Origin of the sequence: Gluconobacter kanchanaburiensis NBRC 103587 (assembly GCF_007988905.1) — a bacterium.
GTDB lineage: Bacteria > Pseudomonadota > Alphaproteobacteria > Acetobacterales > Acetobacteraceae > Gluconobacter > Gluconobacter kanchanaburiensis.
Map to the genome: position 1 here is coordinate 297,984 of NZ_BJVA01000002.1, position 16,498 is coordinate 314,481.

Here is a 16,498-nt window from a genome sequence, read left to right on the forward strand (position 1 = left end):
CGCCATGCAGGACGCGGCGCGCCAGCCCCCAATCCAGACCCAACGCCCGTCTACGGGAATGGGCATCGACGGGAATGAAGACGCGGTGTTCGACTTCATCGTCGTCGGCGCAGGCTCGGCGGGCTGCGTGGTCGCGAACCGGCTGAGTGCGGACGGGCGTTTTCGCGTCTGTCTGATCGAGGCCGGTGGCGACGACCGCACCCCCCGCATCCGGATCCCCGCCGGAACGCTGACCCTCTACAAAAGCCGCACCCTCGCCTACCAGTTCGCCTCCACGCCGCAGCAGTTTCTGGACAACCGCTGCATTCATGTTCCCCGCGGTAGAGCGCTCGGCGGCTCTACCGTGATGAACAGCATGATCTATATCCGGGGCGACCGGAGCGACTATGATCACTGGGCCTCCCTCGGCTGCGAGGGTTGGGGATGGGACAGTGTTCTGCCGGAATTCAAGGCTCTCGAACACTGCCAGCGCCAGCTCGACCCGGAGTTTCATGGTTTTGACGGCGAACTGGACGTCGCCACGCCCCGCGACGTCAATCCGCTTTCGCACAGCTTTGTCGAGGCCGGGATCGCTGCCGGCATTCCCGAAAACCGCGACTTCAACGGAGCCACACTGGAAGGTGTCGGTATTTATGACGTCACGCAAAGGAACGGCTACAGGCTCAGCGCATATCGGGCCTTCATCCATCCGATCCGGGGCCGGGCCAATCTTTCGGTTCTGACGAAAGCACAGGTCCGCAACCTCATCATCGAAGACAGGACTGTCCGGGGGGTTACGATTCTGCAGGACGGGCAGGCGCGTGTCCTGCACGCCCGGCGTGAAGTGGTGCTCTGCGCGGGTGCCATCGGCTCCCCCCAGATCCTGATGGCGTCGGGCATCGGCCCGGGCGCGACGCTTGTCCGCGCGGGGATCTCCCCGCTCCATGATCTCTCCGGCGTCGGCGGCAATCTTCAGGATCATCTGGATGGCCTGGTCACAGTGCGATCGCGCGATCCGCGCACGCTGGGGTTCTCGGCACGCTCCCTGCCTGCGGTCCTTCCCTCGCCTCTCCGCTTCCTGTTCGGACGCAAAGGCTGGCTGACCACGAATTACGTCGAAGCCGGAGGGTTCGCTCATACGTCCCTGTCCGACGGGCGCGTCCCCGACATCCAGTTCCACTTCGTACCAGGCTATCGCAGCCCACGCGGCAGGCTGTTCGAATGGGGGCACGGCATTGCGATCCACACCTGCGTTCTGCGCCCACGAAGCCGGGGCAAGATCAGCCTTGCGACGGACGGGTCGAACGCGCCGGTCATCGACTTCAGTTTCGGCTCCGATCCGCAGGACCTCAGAGTGCTCTGCGAAGGAATCAAAGTCGCGCGCAATATCCTCTCCCAGACCGCTTTCGACGGTACGCGCGGCATTGAGCAAGCTCCAGGCAAGACGGTCGTGAGCGATCAGGACATCCTCAACTATCTGCGCAGAAGCGCGGCCACGGTGTTTCATCCCGCCGGAACCTGCCGCATGGGCAGCGATGCCGGTGCAGTGGTGACACCGCGCCTCAGTGTGGTGGGTCTGAGTGGGCTGCGGGTCGCGGATGCGTCCATCATGCCGACCCTCATCAGCGGCAACACCAGCGCCCCGAGCATGATGATCGGCGCAAAGGCCGCACGGATGATCCTCGAAGACGCCTGAGGACTATGGCTTGGACAGTGGCCAAAACCGCCGCACGTTATCATGCGCGTTCCTTTAACCCGTTCCTTTAAAGCGGCAACTGCTCTAGTCTTGCACGATGCGTTATACCCTGCGTCAGCTCGAATATTTTGTCGCCGCCGGTGAAGCGGGATCGATCCGCCACGCCTCCGAACGGCTGTCCATTTCCCAGCCATCCATCTCGACGGCGATCTCGCATCTCGAGCTCGAACTGAACGTCCAGCTTTTCGTGCGGCATCACGCGCAGGGGCTGTCGCTGACGAGCGTGGGCCGTACTTTGCTACGGGAAGCAAAGAACATTCTGGCGATGGCGGAAAGCCTGCACTCAGTGGCGGCGGAAGAAACGGATCAGGTGCGGGGCCGCCTCTCAGTGGGTGCGATGATCACGCTTGCCCCCATGGTCATGCCCGCCCTTGCCTACAGTTTCCGGCTCGACTATCCGTCCGTCGACATCCGGCAGTTCGCCTCAAATCACGAATGGCTGACCGAGAAACTCAAACAGGCCGAGCTTGATCTCGCCATCACCTACGACCTTGAGATGCCACCGGGCATCGAGTTCGTTCCGCTGGCGAGCCTGCCGCCACATGTGGTCGTCAGCACCGATCATCCTCTGGCCGGACGCTCCAGCGTGAGTCTGGCCGAGATCGCGCATGAACCAATGATTTTTCTCGATCTCCCCCTCAGCCGCCAGTATTTCAACGGTCTTTACGAACGGGAGGGCCTTCAGCCAAACATCTATGCCCGCAGCGCGGAACAGGCCGTCGTACGGACAATGGTCGCAAACGGCTACGGATATTCGCTGGCCAATGTGCGGCCCAGATCGAACATGGCAATGGACGGCAAGACGGTGGTGCGCGTCAAACTGTCAGGCGATCATCGGCCGATGGTGATGGGGATGGCGATGCGACAGGAGACGCGCAAATCCCGCTTGCTCGAACATTTCTGCGACCATTGCCGCGCCTCGATTTCCGACCATGACATTCCGGGCATGAGTCCGCTGGAATAGACCCCCGGCCCGGTTCAGGTCCCGGATCGGGTCCCGGGACCGCGTTTCTTCAGTCAGTGTAATCAGGCTCTTCGCGGTCGAGGATCAACTTCATTTCCTCGAAATGGCGGATGGAGAAAGCCGTGATTTTTTCCCAGTCCCGCGCTGTCCGCTCCGCTACGTCGTCCGACAGGACTGAGATCTCGCGGCCCGTCGCATAAGCCGTCACGAGGATCTGGCAGGCCCGCTCGATCGTATACATGTCGTCATACGCCTCTCCCACCGTGGGCGCGACGACCATGACGCCATGGTTGCCCATCATGAGACGTGTCTTGCCATTCAGAAGAGATGCCAAACGCGCGCCTTCTGCCTCGCTATCCGCCATGCCGCCATACTGCGTATCGACCGCGACGCGACGGAAGTACCGCGCGGTGTTCTGGTCGATCGGGAGGATCGTCGGATCGGCCAGCGTCGAGATGGTCGTACAGTAGATTGGATGCAGGTGCATCGCCACGACAGCATCGGGATGCAGGCGATGAAGCTGGGCGTGGATCGACCACGCCGTCGGGTCCAGATCCTGTTTGGCGGTGCTCGCGGGATCGTTCGTATCGACAAGCACCAGATCGCTCGCACGGATGCGCGAAAAATGCTGCCACTTGGGGTTGATCAGGAAGCGTGAGCCATCCGGCGAGACGGACATGCTGAAATGATTGGCCACGGCTTCATGCATGCCCAGACGGGCTGCCAGCCGAAAGGCGGCCGCAAGATCGATCCTGGCTTTCTTTTCGTTCTCGACCATGATTTTAAGGCTTCCTGAACAGGAGTTTTTTGAAACAATCGGAATAATGCCTGTCTAAAGTCCGGTCATCGGAAGGGAAAGACAGATTTCGTGAATGCCGGGTGCGGTTTTTCCGATGCAGCTGCTTAAGACAGAACCGGCACGGTAAATCTCTTAGGAAAAGACTAAGCAAAGATAATCAATTCGATTGTTTCTCGCATCATGTCGTTTCCATACAAGAATGGTAAGGCCTTCCCGAAACGAGGAAGCAGTCTTCTGTCAGTCCAGCGGAAAGTGTCCAGCATGACTATGGAAAACGTCGATACCCTGATCATCGGTGGTGGCCAGGCGGGTGTGGCGATGAGCGAGCATCTTGGCCAGCGCGGCATTCCTCATCTCGTGGTCGAGCGCGGCCAGATCGCCGAACGGTGGCGCAATGAACGCTGGGATTCGCTCGTCGCGAACGGCCCGGCATGGCATGACCGTTTTCCTAACAAAACGTTCCCCAATCTCGATCCGGATGCCTTCGCGCCCCGCGCGCAGATCGTTTCCTATTTCGAAGCCTATGCAAAGCAGATCGACATGCCGATCCGCTGCGGCGTGGAAATCAGCGCACTGCGCAAAAGTGCTGACGGTCTGGGCTTTGAAGCTGACGGGCCGGACGGGACGATCAAGGCCAGAAACGTGATCGTGGCGACCGGACCGTTCCAGAAGCCGTCCTTTCCGGACATCGTCCCTCAGGACAGCGGCATCCTTCAGATGCACTCCAATGCCTACAAGAACCCGGCACAGCTTCCCGAAGGTGGCGTTCTGGTAATTGGCGCCGGGTCATCCGGTGCCCAGATCGCGGACGAACTGCGCGCCTCGGGCCGCGACGTTTGGCTGTCCGTAGGGCCGCATGACCGCCCGCCCCGCGCCTATCGCGGACGCGATTTCGTCTGGTGGCTGGGCGTTCTGGGTATGTGGAACATGAAGGTTCCGAGCCCGGATGTCGAACATGTCACGATCGCCGTCAGCGGCGCGCATGGCGGTCATACGGTCGATTTCCGCAACCTCGCGGCAAGCGGAATGACGCTGGTGGGACGTACGGAAAGCTACCAGGACGGCAGCCTGACATTCGCCCCCGATCTCGCCAAAAACATCGAAGGGGGAGATGCGAACTATCTCGCCATGCTCGATGCGGCCGACGCCTATGTTCTCGAACATGGCCTCGATCTTCCGGAGGAGCCCGATGCCCGCAAAATCGGGCCTCTGCCGGCCTGCGCCACTGATCCGGTCCTGAGCCTCGATCTGGCCAAAGCCGGGATCAAAACGATCATCTGGGCCACGGGTTACAGGCTCGATTTCGGATGGATCGACCTCGATATTTTCGACAACCGCGGCGCGCCGCGTCATGACCGGGGCGTCTCGGTCGAGCCGGGGCTGTATTTTATCGGACTGGCATGGCTGTCGCGCCGGGCTTCCCCGTTCATCTGGGGTTGCTGGCATGACGCCGACTATCTGGGGGACTATATTGCCAAAGAGCGTCTGGCCAAAGCAGGCTGAACAGAGGGCTGGGGATCATGTCTGACATCGAACAGGTTCTTGCATCGCTGGTCGGCTTTCCGAGTGTCTGCGGGCTGCCGAACGGCGACATCATGGACTGGATCGAGGCGTTTCTGCGCTCCTGCGGAGCAGACGTCCAGCGTATCCCCGGCGAGGCTTCCGGCCGGTCCAGCCTGTTTGCCCGGATCGGGCCAGCCGCCACGCCGGGCGGCATCATCCTCTCGGCCCATGCGGATGTCGTCCCGGTGACGGGGCAGGACTGGTCTTCGGATCCTTTTATCCTGACCCGCCGGGAAGACCGGCTGTATGGTCGCGGCAGCAGCGACATGAAAGGCTTTCTGGCCTGCATGCTCCGCCTGGCGGAGCGAAATGCCTCTTCCGACAATCCAGATCACGCGCCTCTCAAGCGCCCGCTTTATCTGGCGATTTCCCATGACGAGGAAATCGGCTGCGTTGGCGTCCGCTCGCTTCTTACTGACGTGGAAGGCGATCAGGCCGTCCGGGCGGCATCCTGCATCATCGGCGAACCCACCGGTCTTCAGGTTGCTGTCGCGCACAAGGGAAAGATCGCGTTTGAAATCCGTTGCCACGGGCAGGCCGCGCATTCCGCAAACCCGTTCCTGGGCAAAAGCGCGATTTCACTCGCAGGCTACATGCTTGAAGCCCTTGAACGCCTTCAGACCCATATCCGCACGACAGAACAGCATGACACCCGGTTTGGCGTTCCCTTCTCGACCGTTCAGGCCGGACTGATCTCCGGTGGGGCGGCTCTGAACATCGTCCCCGATCTGTGTACGATTACCGCTGAAATCCGTCTGCTGCCCGGATATGAGGGCGCTCCATACCTCAAATGGCTGGAAAATGCGGGAGTTGATGCCGTAAAGCGGCTCGATGGCGGTGAGGTGGAAATCACTGTGACCAACGCCTATCCCGACCTTAACGCCAGCCCGCTCAGCGATCTGTGTTCGCTGGCCCTACATGAGGCCGGGCGCAACCAGGTTTCGGTCATCGACTTCGGAACGGAAGCAGGTCTGTTCAGCGAAAAACTGGGCGTGGACTGTATCGTCTGCGGTCCGGGTTCGATCGGTCGGGCGCACAAGGCGGACGAATACATTACCGATTCCGAACTTGCGGATGCGGAACGCTTCCTCGATGGCGTCGTCGCGTCCCTGAGATCATGACTTCGGCGATAAGCCGCAATAGGCTTCTCCCTTCCCAGCAGGAAAGACCCAGTCGATGACCTTTTCCATCGTCGCGCGCTGTTCAAGAACCGGCCAGTTTGGAATGGCCGTTTCCTCCTCGTCGCCCGCGGTTGCAAGCCGCTGTGCGTTTGCGCGTGCAGGTGTGGGCGTCGTCGCAACGCAGAACGTCACCGACCCCCGCCTTGGCCCGTCGGGACTGGACCTTCTGGAACGCGGCGCCACAGCGTCGGAATGTCGCGACATTCTCGTGCGGGGGAACGAATTCCGGGCATTCAGACAGCTCGTCGTTCTCGACAGGAACGGTGAGACGGCGTTGTGGGCCGGAGATCGTATTCTGGGCTGTCATGCCTCGGCTGGCGGCACGAATGTCGCAGCGGCGGGAAACATGCTGGCCCATGCCGGCGTACCGGAAGCCATGAAAACGGCGTTCGAAAATTCGGACCCCGCCCTGGAACTGGGAGAGCGTCTGCTTCTGGCGATGGAGGCCGGCCTTGCCGCAGGGGGAGAAGCCGGACCGGTGCATTCAGCGGGAATGATCGTGGTCGAAGAACAGAGCTGGCCTCTGGTTGATCTCCGTGTGGACTGGAGCGAAAATCCCTTGTCCGATCTTCGTCAGCTTTGGGCCCTCTGGAAACCGCAGATGCACGATTACGTCACGCGTGGTCTCAATCCGCTTTCGGCTCCGTCCTATGGTGTGCCCGGCGACGAGTGAAAACCGTCTTTCCTTGAAACTTCCAGACTGATCCGCCTCAAGGATTTTGACTGACGAACGTCACATCCGCACTTCAAATGTCGTGCTCCACTGTGCCTCTTCGTCAGTCGTGGCGAGGATCAGCTTGCCGCCATGGCCTCTGACAATCTGTCTGGCCAGTGGCAGCCCAATGCCGTTTCCCCCCGCCTTGAAAGAGACGAAAGGCTCGAAAATCTGCTCCTGCAGAGCCATGTCTATGCCCGGCCCGTTATCGCGGACCCTGATGATGATTGCATCATTTGCGGCCTCGACAGCCAGTTGAACGCGGGGAGCGGGCTGTTCCAGAGCCGCTTCCGCGCCATTGTTGAGCAGATTGACCAGAGCCTGCTCCATCTGCGCCACATCGAGGCGCACCATGATCTTTCCTGATGGCAGCACAACCTCAAGTGCCACGCGCTCCGTCCAGCGGGCTTTGAAAAGCCTCACGATTTCGCGGATCAGCGGCGCAAGCTCGGTCAGCTTCAGGTCCGGCTCCGGCAGCCGGGCAAGATCGCGATATCCTCGAACGAAACGATCCAGCCCCTCGGCCCTGCGACGGATGGTGCCGAGTGCTTCCGTAATCAGAAGTCCGGTGTCATGCGGACTTCCCCCCACATTTTCGAAAAACAGTTCCTCGGCCGTTGCCGACAGGGACACGATGGGGGTCAGAGAATTCATGATTTCATGGCTCAGGACCTGAAGCAGGTCCCGCAATGCCTGGGCTTCCGCTGCATTCAATCCGGCTTCGACATCGGTCAGCGCCACATAGGCCACGATGCCGCCAACGCCGCCACCTTTTCCAACCGAAAGCGCATAAACCCTGCTCGCTCCGTCTTTTAAAAACAATCGGATCAGGCGCTTTCCGGGTGCAGACGCGTCATTTTTTAGCGCATCGATCAGGGATGTCGGGGGCTCGCGAAGAATGCCATCCGTCATGAAAAGGCGCCTAGCCGCACGATTGGCGGCATGAAGCGTCCCGTCCACCTGCTGGATCAGCAGAGGCACGGGCGCATGATCGAGTAACGCACGATTGCGCAGCTTTTCCCGGTCCAGCGGACGCACGACGGACGGTTCATGGCGTTTCAGACGCTGCGTGATTCGGATCTGCGCCGCGACGAGCGAAGCCGCGCACAGCACTCCGAGACAGACGAACAGGAGGGAGGTCGCGTAAAAACCCCGGTGCCACATCGGTGCCGTGATCAGGCATGCGGCAACGACTCCCGACAGCCGGAGGAGTGTTTCAAACGCCGCGCGCATCCTAGAGCCCGTATCGGGCCATACGGCGGTAAAGTGCCGGACGGGTCAGGCCCAGTTCCCGTGCGGCCTGCGTAACGTTGAAGCCATGCCTGCGCAGCGCCGTTTCGATTAAAGAACGTTCTGTATCACGCAGCGTCGGAGTACCTTGCGTGGCTGTCTCCGACGCATCGGAAGAAGTACCCCATGTTCCGGTCAGAACAGCGCGCTCAAGAACCGCGCGAAGGCCTCGGACATTCTGCGGCCAGCTTTCCCTGCACAGGATCCGACTTCGCTCTTCATCCAGCACAGGCTCTGCGAGACCATGGCGGATTGAAAAATACCGCAGAAAATGGGCGCTCAGGGCCATAACGTCGTCGGGCCGCTCACAAAGAGGCGGCAGACTCAGCACCACCATGCCCAGATGAAGCAGGAGTCTGGGATCGAGGACAGCTTCCAGAGCCGGTTGCTCCAGAGATGACAGCGCGATGATCCGTGGCGCCACGCGCTCGTCCAGCCTGTCCGCCAGACGGCGCTGCATGGGGACGGACAGGGCGTCGATATTGCGGAAGATCCATGTGCCACTTTCCTGCGGCAGCGCCTCACACTCCTCCGCACGGATAATCGTCACAGGATCGCTTTCCTGCGACAGGGCATGAATACGCCGGGCCAGAAGCATTTTCCCTGCACCCGCCGCTCCGGTAATGATCAGCGGCGCGCGCGTGACGGCCAGACGGTCCGCCTCGGCGACGAGGCACCGCAGCTCGCCCGATGCCACGATCATGGCTGGCTCGGCCTCCAGCGCTTCTGCGGTCTGACGCCGTTTGAGCGTTCCCTCGACGAGTGCGAGAAGACGTTCGTTGTTCCAGGGCTTCATGACGAAATCGGTGGCCCCGGCCCGCATCGCCGCGACCGCGATCGTCACACCGCTATGACCTGTCACGACGATAACCGGCAGATCCTGACGCAGGACGAGCATGTCACGCAGCAGAGCCAGTCCTTCCGCGCCGGTCGTCATGCCTTTGGTATAATTAAGGTCCAGCAGCACAAGGTCCACGGAAGAAGACGCAAGCTGCGTCAGGGCTTCCTCCGTTCCGCAGGCGGACAGCATGTCGATCCCGCGGCGACGGAAGAGCAGACGTGCAGCGACCTGCACGTCCGGATCGTCGTCGACGAAGAGAATGCAGGGCGCGGAAGGCGTGGCTTCACCCGATTCGTTGCGGAACATGTTCATTTCAGTCTTGACGGGCCTCCTAGGGGTGTCCGGTTCCGGACACTCCGTTCAAAAGCGGACACATCCATAAAATCATCGGTTTTTTATCGTTATATATCAATGAGATAACTTCATTTTTTCCCATGATACACTGTTTGCCAACAGGAGAAACAGTGCATGGACCGACCCGTTCCCAAAGCCACGTCAGGTACCACGATCCGTCCGGCATCCGGCGCGGTCATGGACCGGGCCGTCGCCCCCTCCCGGCGGCGGATTTTTGTGCGGCGTGCGCTGCGATATGGCGCGCCCGTCGCGGTTGCGGGGCTACTCTGGGCCGGATGGCGTCTCGTGCCCGCGTCGGGAACGCTTTCGGTGTCGCGGGACCAGTTGACGGTGGCGACCGTCCGCTCCGCGCCCTTTCTCGACTACCTTCCCGTCCGCGCCACCGTGGCCCCGCTCAACGTGACCTTCATCGACGCCATTCAGGGCGGCGAAGTGGCGCAAGTCGTGGCGAAGGATGGGGCGCTCGTGAAAAAAGGAGACATTCTGGCGCATCTGACCAACCCACAGCTCCAGCTCGACGTCACCTCCCGCGAGGCACAGATCGCAAGCCAGCTTGGGGCCGTCAGCGCCCAGCGCCTGACCCTGCAACAGACCCGCACGACCGAAGAAACGCAGCGCGCGGAGGCCCGCTACAATCTCCTCAAGGCCCAGCGCGAACTCTCCATCCGCCAGCAGCTTCACGATCAGGGCTTTGAATCCGACGCCAACGTCCAGTCCTATCGTGACGAGGCAGACTATTACGCCCAGCGCCTGAAACGCCTTGAAAGCGCCCTGACACAGGATCTGAAGGTCGCGGATCGGCAGGGTGGCGAAATCGACGAGGAAGCCCAGCGCCTGCGCTCCAATCTGGACGTAGTAGAGGCCAGTCTCGGGGCGCTCGACCTCCGTGCGCCGCTGGATGGACGTCTGACCAATTTCGATCTCCAGCCAGGCCAGTCTCTCAAGGCCGGAGACAAGATCGGCCAGATCGACAGCGAAGGCCAGTACAGGCTCGATGCGGATATCGATGAATTCTATCTCGGCCGTGTTGCTGTCGGCGAGCGCGCCGAAGCCGATCTGGGCGACACGAAACTGCCCATGACCGTCTCACGGGTTCACCCGCAGGTCACGAACGGTCAGTTCCGCGCGGAACTCACATTCGACAGGCCGCCGCCGGCCGGACTGCGGCGCGGAGAAAGCATCGATCTGCGCATCACGCTGGGAGAAACCCATCGCGCGCTCGTCCTGCCGAACGGGGCGTGGCTGGAGGCCAGCGGCGGCTCTTCGGCCTTCGTCATGGCCTCGGGCGAGCATAGCGCAGACCGCGTGTCGATCACATCAGGCCGCCGCAATCCCGAGCAGGTCGAGATCACCGGCGGCCTGCATGACGGCGATCGGGTGATCGTCTCTTCATACAATTCCTACAAGAATTTCAGCCATCTCGCGATTCACTGACGCAACATATTGCAGGACCGGACATCATGCTGATCGAACTCTCGCACATCCAGCGCCTCTACCGCTCCGACGAAGTGGAGACGACCGCTCTGCACGACATCGAACTCCAGATCGAAAAAGGCGAATTCGTCGCGATCATGGGGCCGTCGGGCTGCGGCAAATCCACGCTGCTGAACATCCTCGGCACGATCGACCGGCCAACCGGTGGCTCATATCGCTTCGGCGAGCATGAACTGACGGCGATGAACGAGGCAGAACTGGCGAAATTCCGCCGCGAGCATCTGGGCTATGTGTTCCAGAGCTTCAACCTGATCGACGAACTGACGATCGAGGAGAACATCGAACTCGCCCTGATCTATCGCAACATGCCCAAGGCCGAACGCCAGAGCCGTGTGTCCCATGCCATGGACCATGTCGGCATTGCGCATCGGGCGCGGCATTACCCGTCCCAGCTTTCCGGCGGTCAGCAGCAGCGCGCGGCCATCGCCCGCGCCATCGTAGGCGAGCCAAGCCTGATCCTCGCCGACGAACCGACCGGCAATCTCGACACCGAAAACGGCGCACAGGTGATGGACATCCTCCAGCGCCTCAACGACGAGGGCGCTACCATCATCATGGTCACGCACTCCCCCAGCCACGCCGACCTCGCCCGCCGCCGCATAGACATGCTCGACGGACAGGTCGTGGTCTCCGTCCGCAACGCAATCTGAAGCGACAGCAAGGGAGGAACGAGGGCCATGATGACGATGGTGTCGGATTTCTGGCGGCTGGCCGTGCGTTACAGGCTCTATACCGCCCTGAACGTGATCGGGCTCGGGCTGGGCGTGGCCACGTTTCTCACCCTGGCGCTGGTGGCGCGTTACGAACTGGGCTGGGACGGCTTTTACCAGCAGTCGGCGTCGCTCTACGAACTTCAGGCTGATTTCGTGATCGGCAGCGGCACATTTCATATGGCCGAGGTCCATGACCCTGTGCTTCCGGCAGTCCAGACCCGTATGCCCGGTCTGCAAGGCACGCGCCTTGAACACATATCCGCAGACATCGTGGCGCCTTCGGACATCAGCAGAACGGTGCATTACGACCAGACGATCAGCTTCGTCGATCCGAATTTCTTCGACCTTTTCGATCTGAAATTCACAGCCGGTTCGCCAGCCGTTCTCTCATCGCCGGGAAATATCATCCTCTCGGCGACCATGGCGCGACGGCTGTTCGGAGAAAAACCCGCACTCGGCCAGACACTTGAGGTCACGCGTCATGGCAAGACGTCCGTCTATCGTGTCGCGGGAGTGCTCCGCGACCATCCGTCCAACACCACGATCACGACAGATCTGATTGCCGCAATCCCGAAGACCGGTGCGGACCGCCCGTGCGACGGCTGGAACACGATGTGCGCACAAACCTACGCGGTGCTGCCCACAGCCGCATTGCGCCAGTCCTTTCTTCAAAACGCCCATGACGTCCTGATGACCTCCCCGTTGTCTCGTGCCATCGAACAGAAAGATCCGGGGGGCGAAAAAATGACCCTCAGGATTGTTCCTCTGCCGTCCGTTCATTTCGGCTCCGATGGCGTGGCAGAGGACGGAGCATCGCGCAGCGTGCTGTTCGCACTCATCGCAATCGGCACCCTGTCCCTGCTCGCGGGAGCGATGAATTACGTCAATCTCGCCACAGCGCAGTCTCTGGGTCGGGCGCGGGAAGTGGCTATCCGCAAGGTTCTCGGCGCCTCCCACACCCGACTGATGATCCGCTTTCTCGGGGAAGCCCTCGTGCTGACGACGCTGGCGGCCATGCTGGGGCTGATCCTGACGGAAATCGCCGTCCCGACGGTCGCCAGCCTGTCAGGTTGGTCCGTGACGCTGGATTACGGCTGGACGCTCCCTCTTCTGGGCGCCGTCATCGTCGTCCTCACGCTGGGCGCCGGCTTTTACCCCGCCTTCATGCTCTCCTCCTTTTCACCCGCACCGGTCCTCGCCTCCGCCCGCCTTCCGGCACAGGGGCGCTTCGGTGCACGCATCCGGCTCTTTCTGGTGGGGATCCAGTTCGCATTCGCCGTGACGCTGGGGATCTGCACCCTCGTCGTCAACGCGCAGGCGCTGCATCTGCGTCATCTGGACCGGGGTATGACGATCCCCGGCCTCGCCATTATCGCCACGGAAAACCTCAACGCGCTGGACAGGCAGCAGACCGCCGTTGTGAACCTCCTACGGGCCATGCCGGACGTCACCGACCTGTCCGTCTCGGCGGGAGGGACCCTCGGGCGCTACGAGGTCGGGAGCGTCCACCGCGCGCCCGGCCAAAAAGCCTTCATGGCGCAGGCCATCGCCCATGACGAAGCGTTCTTCAGGACGTTCCGGCTGCACCTGCTCGCAGGACGCCTGACAACATCCGAACGCGCGACAGATGTCACACACACGAAAAACGGCAATCCGGACGCGCTGGCGCAGAACTTTGTCCTTAGTCGCGAAGCGACGCGCAAGCTCGGTTTTTCCTCGCCGCAGGCTGCTCTGGGACAGACCTTCATGTTTGGCGACAACGATGCCGCCGAGAAACGCACGATTGTCGGTGTCGTCGAGGACGTCATTCTCAATTCCGGACAGGACACCTTGCCTCCCCCGATCTACGAACTGGAAACAAGCCCGATCGAGCAAGGGATCATTGCGTTCCGGACCGCACCGGGTGCGATGCCCCATGTTCTGAACGCATTGCGCAAGGCATGGCCGACACTGGCGCCCGGCGTTCCGTTCGAGCCACAGACCATGACCGAAATCATCGCGGAATCAACCCAAAGCGATATCGCACGCGGTCGTCTGTTCAGCATCGGCGCGGCCGTCGCCATCGCCATCGCCTGCCTTGGTCTGTACGGACTGGCGGCTTTCAACGCCGAACGCCGGATGCACGAAGTCGGCATCCGCAAGACGCTGGGCGCCACGACCGCGCAGATCATGCGCCTGCTGCTGGGGCAGTTCCTGCGTCCCGTCCTGTACGCCAGCCTGATCGCCTGGCCAGTGGCGTGGGTGTTCATGCGAAACTGGCTCACAGGCTTCGACAACCCGGTTGCACTTACGCCTCTTTATTTCGTGCTCACCACGCTGCTCGCCGCACTGCTATGCGCGCTGACAATCTTCAGCCGAACCTTCGGCCTCGCCCGGGCCGAGCCCGCCCGTGCCCTTCGTGCGGAGTGACCGCCATGCTCTCCCGGTACGTCTCTCCTGTTTTCACGGCGTTCTTTCGCCAGATGCGCCATCATCGGCTCTATACGGCCATCAACATCTCGGGCCTGGCCCTGGGGCTTGCGACCTGCCTCACCTTTGGGCTGATCGTCCGCTACGAATTCACGTTCGACCGGTGGCTCACCGATGCAGGCAACATCTATCGACTGGATGCGGTGAATGCGTCCGGCGGGAAACCGGCGGAAATCGCGGATGCCCCTTTCCGGGTTTACGACGCGCTCCGGACAGCTTTCCCCGAAATCACACATGCCACGCGCATCCGCCCCGACAATATTTCCATTATCACACCGGACGATATCCACGCCTCCAACGCCCTTTATGTCGATCCCGATTTCTTCGCGACGCTGCCCTATCCCCTCATCCGCGGCAATGCAGCCTCCGCGCTGTCGGCACCAAACAGCATCGTCCTTTCGCAGGAACGAGCACTGGTCTATTTCCATACGATCGACGTGATCGGGCGCAGGCTGACGGTCGATCACGACGGGCGCAAGGCGGACCTCACCGTAACCGGCATTCTCGGCCCGGTTCCGGGCAATACGACGCTCAGACCCGACATGCTGATCCCGATCGACAGTGCAATGCTGGCCTCCCCGGCCTTCATGCAGTGGGGGATCGAGGGCGGATATCTCTTCTTTCGTCTCCGCAGCCCCACCGACGCCAGACACATGCAGAATGCGATGGTGCAGTTTTCCAACGACCATGTGCCCATCCAGGTGCGGCAGAACGGAGAATTACGGGACTGGCGGGTCCGCGAACTGCCGTCCCTGCATTTCCTTGACGGAACGCTGGGCGCGTCGGACGCCAGCCGCACCGGCGTCATCATGCTGGGACTCATCGGCGTTCTGGCGCTCCTCTCCGCCCTTATCAACACGATCAACCTGTCTACCGCCCGTGGTCTACTCCGCGCCCGCGAAGTGGCGATGCGCAAGACGCTGGGTGCCACACGACGCGATCTGATCGTCCAGTTCATGGGCGAAGCGATGCTGCTTGTCCTGTGCGCAGCCATCCCGGCCCTGGCCCTGATTGAAATCGCCATCCCGACGGTCAACGCGTTGGGCGGCTGGGATATCGTCATTCCCTATGGCCTTGTGCTGCCGGCACTCCTGGCGCTAACGGTCGTCGTGGGCCTGCTGGCCGGCGCCTATCCGGCTTTGTGGCTTTCGTCCTACCAGCCCGCAAGAGTGCTTGCCGCCTCGCGCATGGCGACGATGGGCCGCCTTGGCGCCATCGTCCGTCTCGGACTTGTGGTCGTGCAGTTCGGCTTTGCGATCGGGCTGAGTGCCTCAAGCGTGGTGATCCTGCGCCAGTCCGTTTTCGTGCGGGACATGGATCGCGGGTTTGAAAGCAGCGGGCTGGCCTTCATTCCGTTCATCGACAATGTCGGCCCATCGGCCACACAACTGTCGCTCATGGATGCTTTCCGCGGCATTCCGGGTGTGACGACGGTGTCCTATTTCTACACGATGCCGGGTAATTACGGCTTTTTCGCAGGTGATTATTTCTCGCCCGCAACCATGCCGGATCACCGCCCGCGCCTCGAATGGCAGGATATCGGACGCGACTACTTTCAGCTCTTCGGAATGCACCTGATAGCGGGACGTCTGTTCGACGACGCCCGTGGCGAAGATGACCAGCAGAAAGGAAGCGGCATCCACTCAGCCATCATTGACGTCAGTTCCGCACGCGCACTGGGCTACACAACGCCAGAAGCCGCGTTGGGCCAGACGATCCGCAAAAATACTGATCGTGCGTCATGGCGCATCATCGGCGTGGTGAATGATATCCGCCTGAAATCGGCACGCGAACAAAGCGTTCCGCATGTTTATTTCTACACGTCCTCCCCGTACCGTTTCACAAGCGCCGGAATCCGTTTTGAAAACCGTTCGAAGCAGGACGTCAAAACCGCTCTTCAGGCGATCTGGCGGCAAAGAGCACCTGGTCTCGCATTTAACGCCGTTCTGGCTACCGATCTGCTGTCCAGCGACTATCGCGACGACGAACGGCGCGGCGAGCTTCTGGCCATCGGCGCGGGCGTTGCCATCTTCATCGCGGTGATGGGCATGTACGCTCTCGCGTCCTTCACCGTCGCCCGCCGCATGCTTGAAGTCGGTATCCGCAAGACACTGGGCGCGACGACCGGCCGGGTTCTCGGCCTGCTGATGGGACAGTTTCTCAAGCCGGTTGTGGGGGCCGGGCTGATCGGCTGTGCCCTGGCCTGGATGATGATGCGGAACTGGCTGTCGGGCTTCGACGCACGGATTGCGCTCTCTCCGATTTATTTCGCCTCGGTTTTCGCGGCGGCGCTGTTTGTGGCCGCCCTGACCGTCCTGTTCCAGACCTTGCGCGTCGCCCGGGCCGAACCCGCCCGTGCCCTTCGTGCGGAGTGACCGCC

Annotated in this window: 12 protein-coding genes; 9 read left to right on the forward strand and 3 right to left on the reverse strand. The window is 61.5% G+C overall.

All coding sequences use genetic code 11. The annotated features are described in order from the left end of the window. Window positions 1-4: 4 nt before the first annotated feature. Both GKA01_RS02900 and GKA01_RS02905 read left to right on the forward strand, forming a co-directional pair. Window positions 5-1,675 (forward strand): GMC family oxidoreductase, encoded by a 1,671-nt coding sequence (locus tag GKA01_RS02900; protein WP_228119857.1) that lies wholly within the window; start codon window positions 5-7, stop codon window positions 1,673-1,675. Window positions 1,676-1,772: 97 nt separating this feature from the next. Next, window positions 1,773-2,699 (forward strand): LysR family transcriptional regulator, encoded by a 927-nt coding sequence (locus tag GKA01_RS02905; protein ID WP_146859031.1) that lies wholly within the window; start codon window positions 1,773-1,775, stop codon window positions 2,697-2,699. A 49-nt stretch (window positions 2,700-2,748) separates the two neighbouring features. Here the strand turns inward: GKA01_RS02905 and GKA01_RS02910 are convergent, their stop codons facing one another. Beyond that, window positions 2,749-3,477, reverse strand: coding sequence for a class II aldolase/adducin family protein (locus GKA01_RS02910; RefSeq protein ID WP_146859033.1), 729 nt, complete (start codon window positions 3,475-3,477; stop codon window positions 2,749-2,751). A 282-nt stretch (window positions 3,478-3,759) separates the two neighbouring features. Here GKA01_RS02910 and GKA01_RS02915 point away from each other — a divergent pair, with 282 nt between their 5' ends. Genes GKA01_RS02915 through GKA01_RS02925 form a run of 3 tightly spaced genes read left to right on the forward strand, consistent with a single transcriptional unit; the run spans window position 3,760 to window position 6,915 of the window. Continuing rightward, a complete protein-coding gene (locus GKA01_RS02915) occupies window positions 3,760-5,001 on the forward strand; it encodes a flavin-containing monooxygenase (RefSeq protein ID WP_146859035.1) in 1,242 nt (413 codons plus the stop codon). Between the two features lie 17 nt (window positions 5,002-5,018). Further along, window positions 5,019-6,182: an acetylornithine deacetylase gene (gene argE / locus GKA01_RS02920; protein WP_146859037.1), complete on the forward strand. Its 1,164-nt coding sequence runs from the start codon at window positions 5,019-5,021 to the stop codon at window positions 6,180-6,182. 55 nt (window positions 6,183-6,237) lie between these two features. Next, complete coding sequence (locus GKA01_RS02925) at window positions 6,238-6,915, forward strand: DUF1028 domain-containing protein (RefSeq protein ID WP_146859039.1); 678 nt, start codon at window positions 6,238-6,240, stop codon at window positions 6,913-6,915. 60 nt (window positions 6,916-6,975) lie between these two features. Here the strand turns inward: GKA01_RS02925 and GKA01_RS02930 are convergent, their stop codons facing one another. Next, window positions 6,976-8,190: a sensor histidine kinase gene (locus GKA01_RS02930; RefSeq protein WP_146859041.1), complete on the reverse strand. Its 1,215-nt coding sequence runs from the start codon at window positions 8,188-8,190 to the stop codon at window positions 6,976-6,978. 1 nt (window position 8,191) lies between these two features. Further along, the gene (locus GKA01_RS02935) at window positions 8,192-9,394 is read right to left on the reverse strand and encodes a sigma-54-dependent transcriptional regulator (RefSeq protein WP_228119858.1); all 1,203 of its coding nucleotides are present in this window, start codon (window positions 9,392-9,394) and stop codon (window positions 8,192-8,194) included. A 162-nt stretch (window positions 9,395-9,556) separates the two neighbouring features. Between GKA01_RS02935 and GKA01_RS02940 the strand changes: the two genes are divergently transcribed. Genes GKA01_RS02940 through GKA01_RS02955 form a run of 4 tightly spaced genes read left to right on the forward strand, consistent with a single transcriptional unit; the run spans window position 9,557 to window position 16,493 of the window. After that, window positions 9,557-10,876 carry an efflux RND transporter periplasmic adaptor subunit gene (locus tag GKA01_RS02940; protein ID WP_228119859.1) on the forward strand — a complete coding sequence of 440 codons (1,320 nt, stop codon included), beginning with the start codon at window positions 9,557-9,559 and terminating at the stop codon, window positions 10,874-10,876. A gap of 26 nt (window positions 10,877-10,902) precedes the next feature. Continuing rightward, entirely contained in the window at window positions 10,903-11,586 is a 684-nt protein-coding gene (locus tag GKA01_RS02945; RefSeq protein ID WP_146859045.1) for an ABC transporter ATP-binding protein, read from the forward strand. Window positions 11,587-11,613: 27 nt separating this feature from the next. Further along, complete coding sequence (locus GKA01_RS02950; protein ID WP_146859047.1) at window positions 11,614-14,058, forward strand: ABC transporter permease; 2,445 nt, start codon at window positions 11,614-11,616, stop codon at window positions 14,056-14,058. 5 nt (window positions 14,059-14,063) lie between these two features. Beyond that, on the forward strand, window positions 14,064-16,493 hold the full coding sequence (locus GKA01_RS02955; RefSeq protein ID WP_167506307.1) for an ABC transporter permease: 2,430 nt from the start codon (window positions 14,064-14,066) through the stop codon (window positions 16,491-16,493). Window positions 16,494-16,498 lie beyond the last annotated feature (5 nt).

Bases quoted from the DNA above. Each gene is read 5' to 3' on its own strand.
- GKA01_RS02925 (WP_146859039.1), top strand. From the start codon at position 6,238: ATGACCTTTTCCATCGTCGCGCGCTGTTCAAGAACCGGCCAGTTTGGA.
- argE (WP_146859037.1), top strand. From the start codon at position 5,019: ATGTCTGACATCGAACAGGTTCTTGCATCGCTGGTCGGCTTTCCGAGT.
- GKA01_RS02945 (WP_146859045.1), top strand. From the start codon at position 10,903: ATGCTGATCGAACTCTCGCACATCCAGCGCCTCTACCGCTCCGACGAA.
- GKA01_RS02950 (WP_146859047.1), top strand. From the start codon at position 11,614: ATGATGACGATGGTGTCGGATTTCTGGCGGCTGGCCGTGCGTTACAGG.
- GKA01_RS02955 (WP_167506307.1), top strand. From the start codon at position 14,064: ATGCTCTCCCGGTACGTCTCTCCTGTTTTCACGGCGTTCTTTCGCCAG.
- GKA01_RS02930 (WP_146859041.1), bottom strand. From the start codon at position 8,190: ATGCGCGCGGCGTTTGAAACACTCCTCCGGCTGTCGGGAGTCGTTGCC.
- GKA01_RS02910 (WP_146859033.1), bottom strand. From the start codon at position 3,477: ATGGTCGAGAACGAAAAGAAAGCCAGGATCGATCTTGCGGCCGCCTTT.
- GKA01_RS02900 (WP_228119857.1), top strand. From the start codon at position 5: ATGCAGGACGCGGCGCGCCAGCCCCCAATCCAGACCCAACGCCCGTCT.
- GKA01_RS02915 (WP_146859035.1), top strand. From the start codon at position 3,760: ATGACTATGGAAAACGTCGATACCCTGATCATCGGTGGTGGCCAGGCG.
- GKA01_RS02905 (WP_146859031.1), top strand. From the start codon at position 1,773: ATGCGTTATACCCTGCGTCAGCTCGAATATTTTGTCGCCGCCGGTGAA.
- GKA01_RS02940 (WP_228119859.1), top strand. From the start codon at position 9,557: ATGGACCGACCCGTTCCCAAAGCCACGTCAGGTACCACGATCCGTCCG.
- GKA01_RS02935 (WP_228119858.1), bottom strand. From the start codon at position 9,394: ATGTTCCGCAACGAATCGGGTGAAGCCACGCCTTCCGCGCCCTGCATT.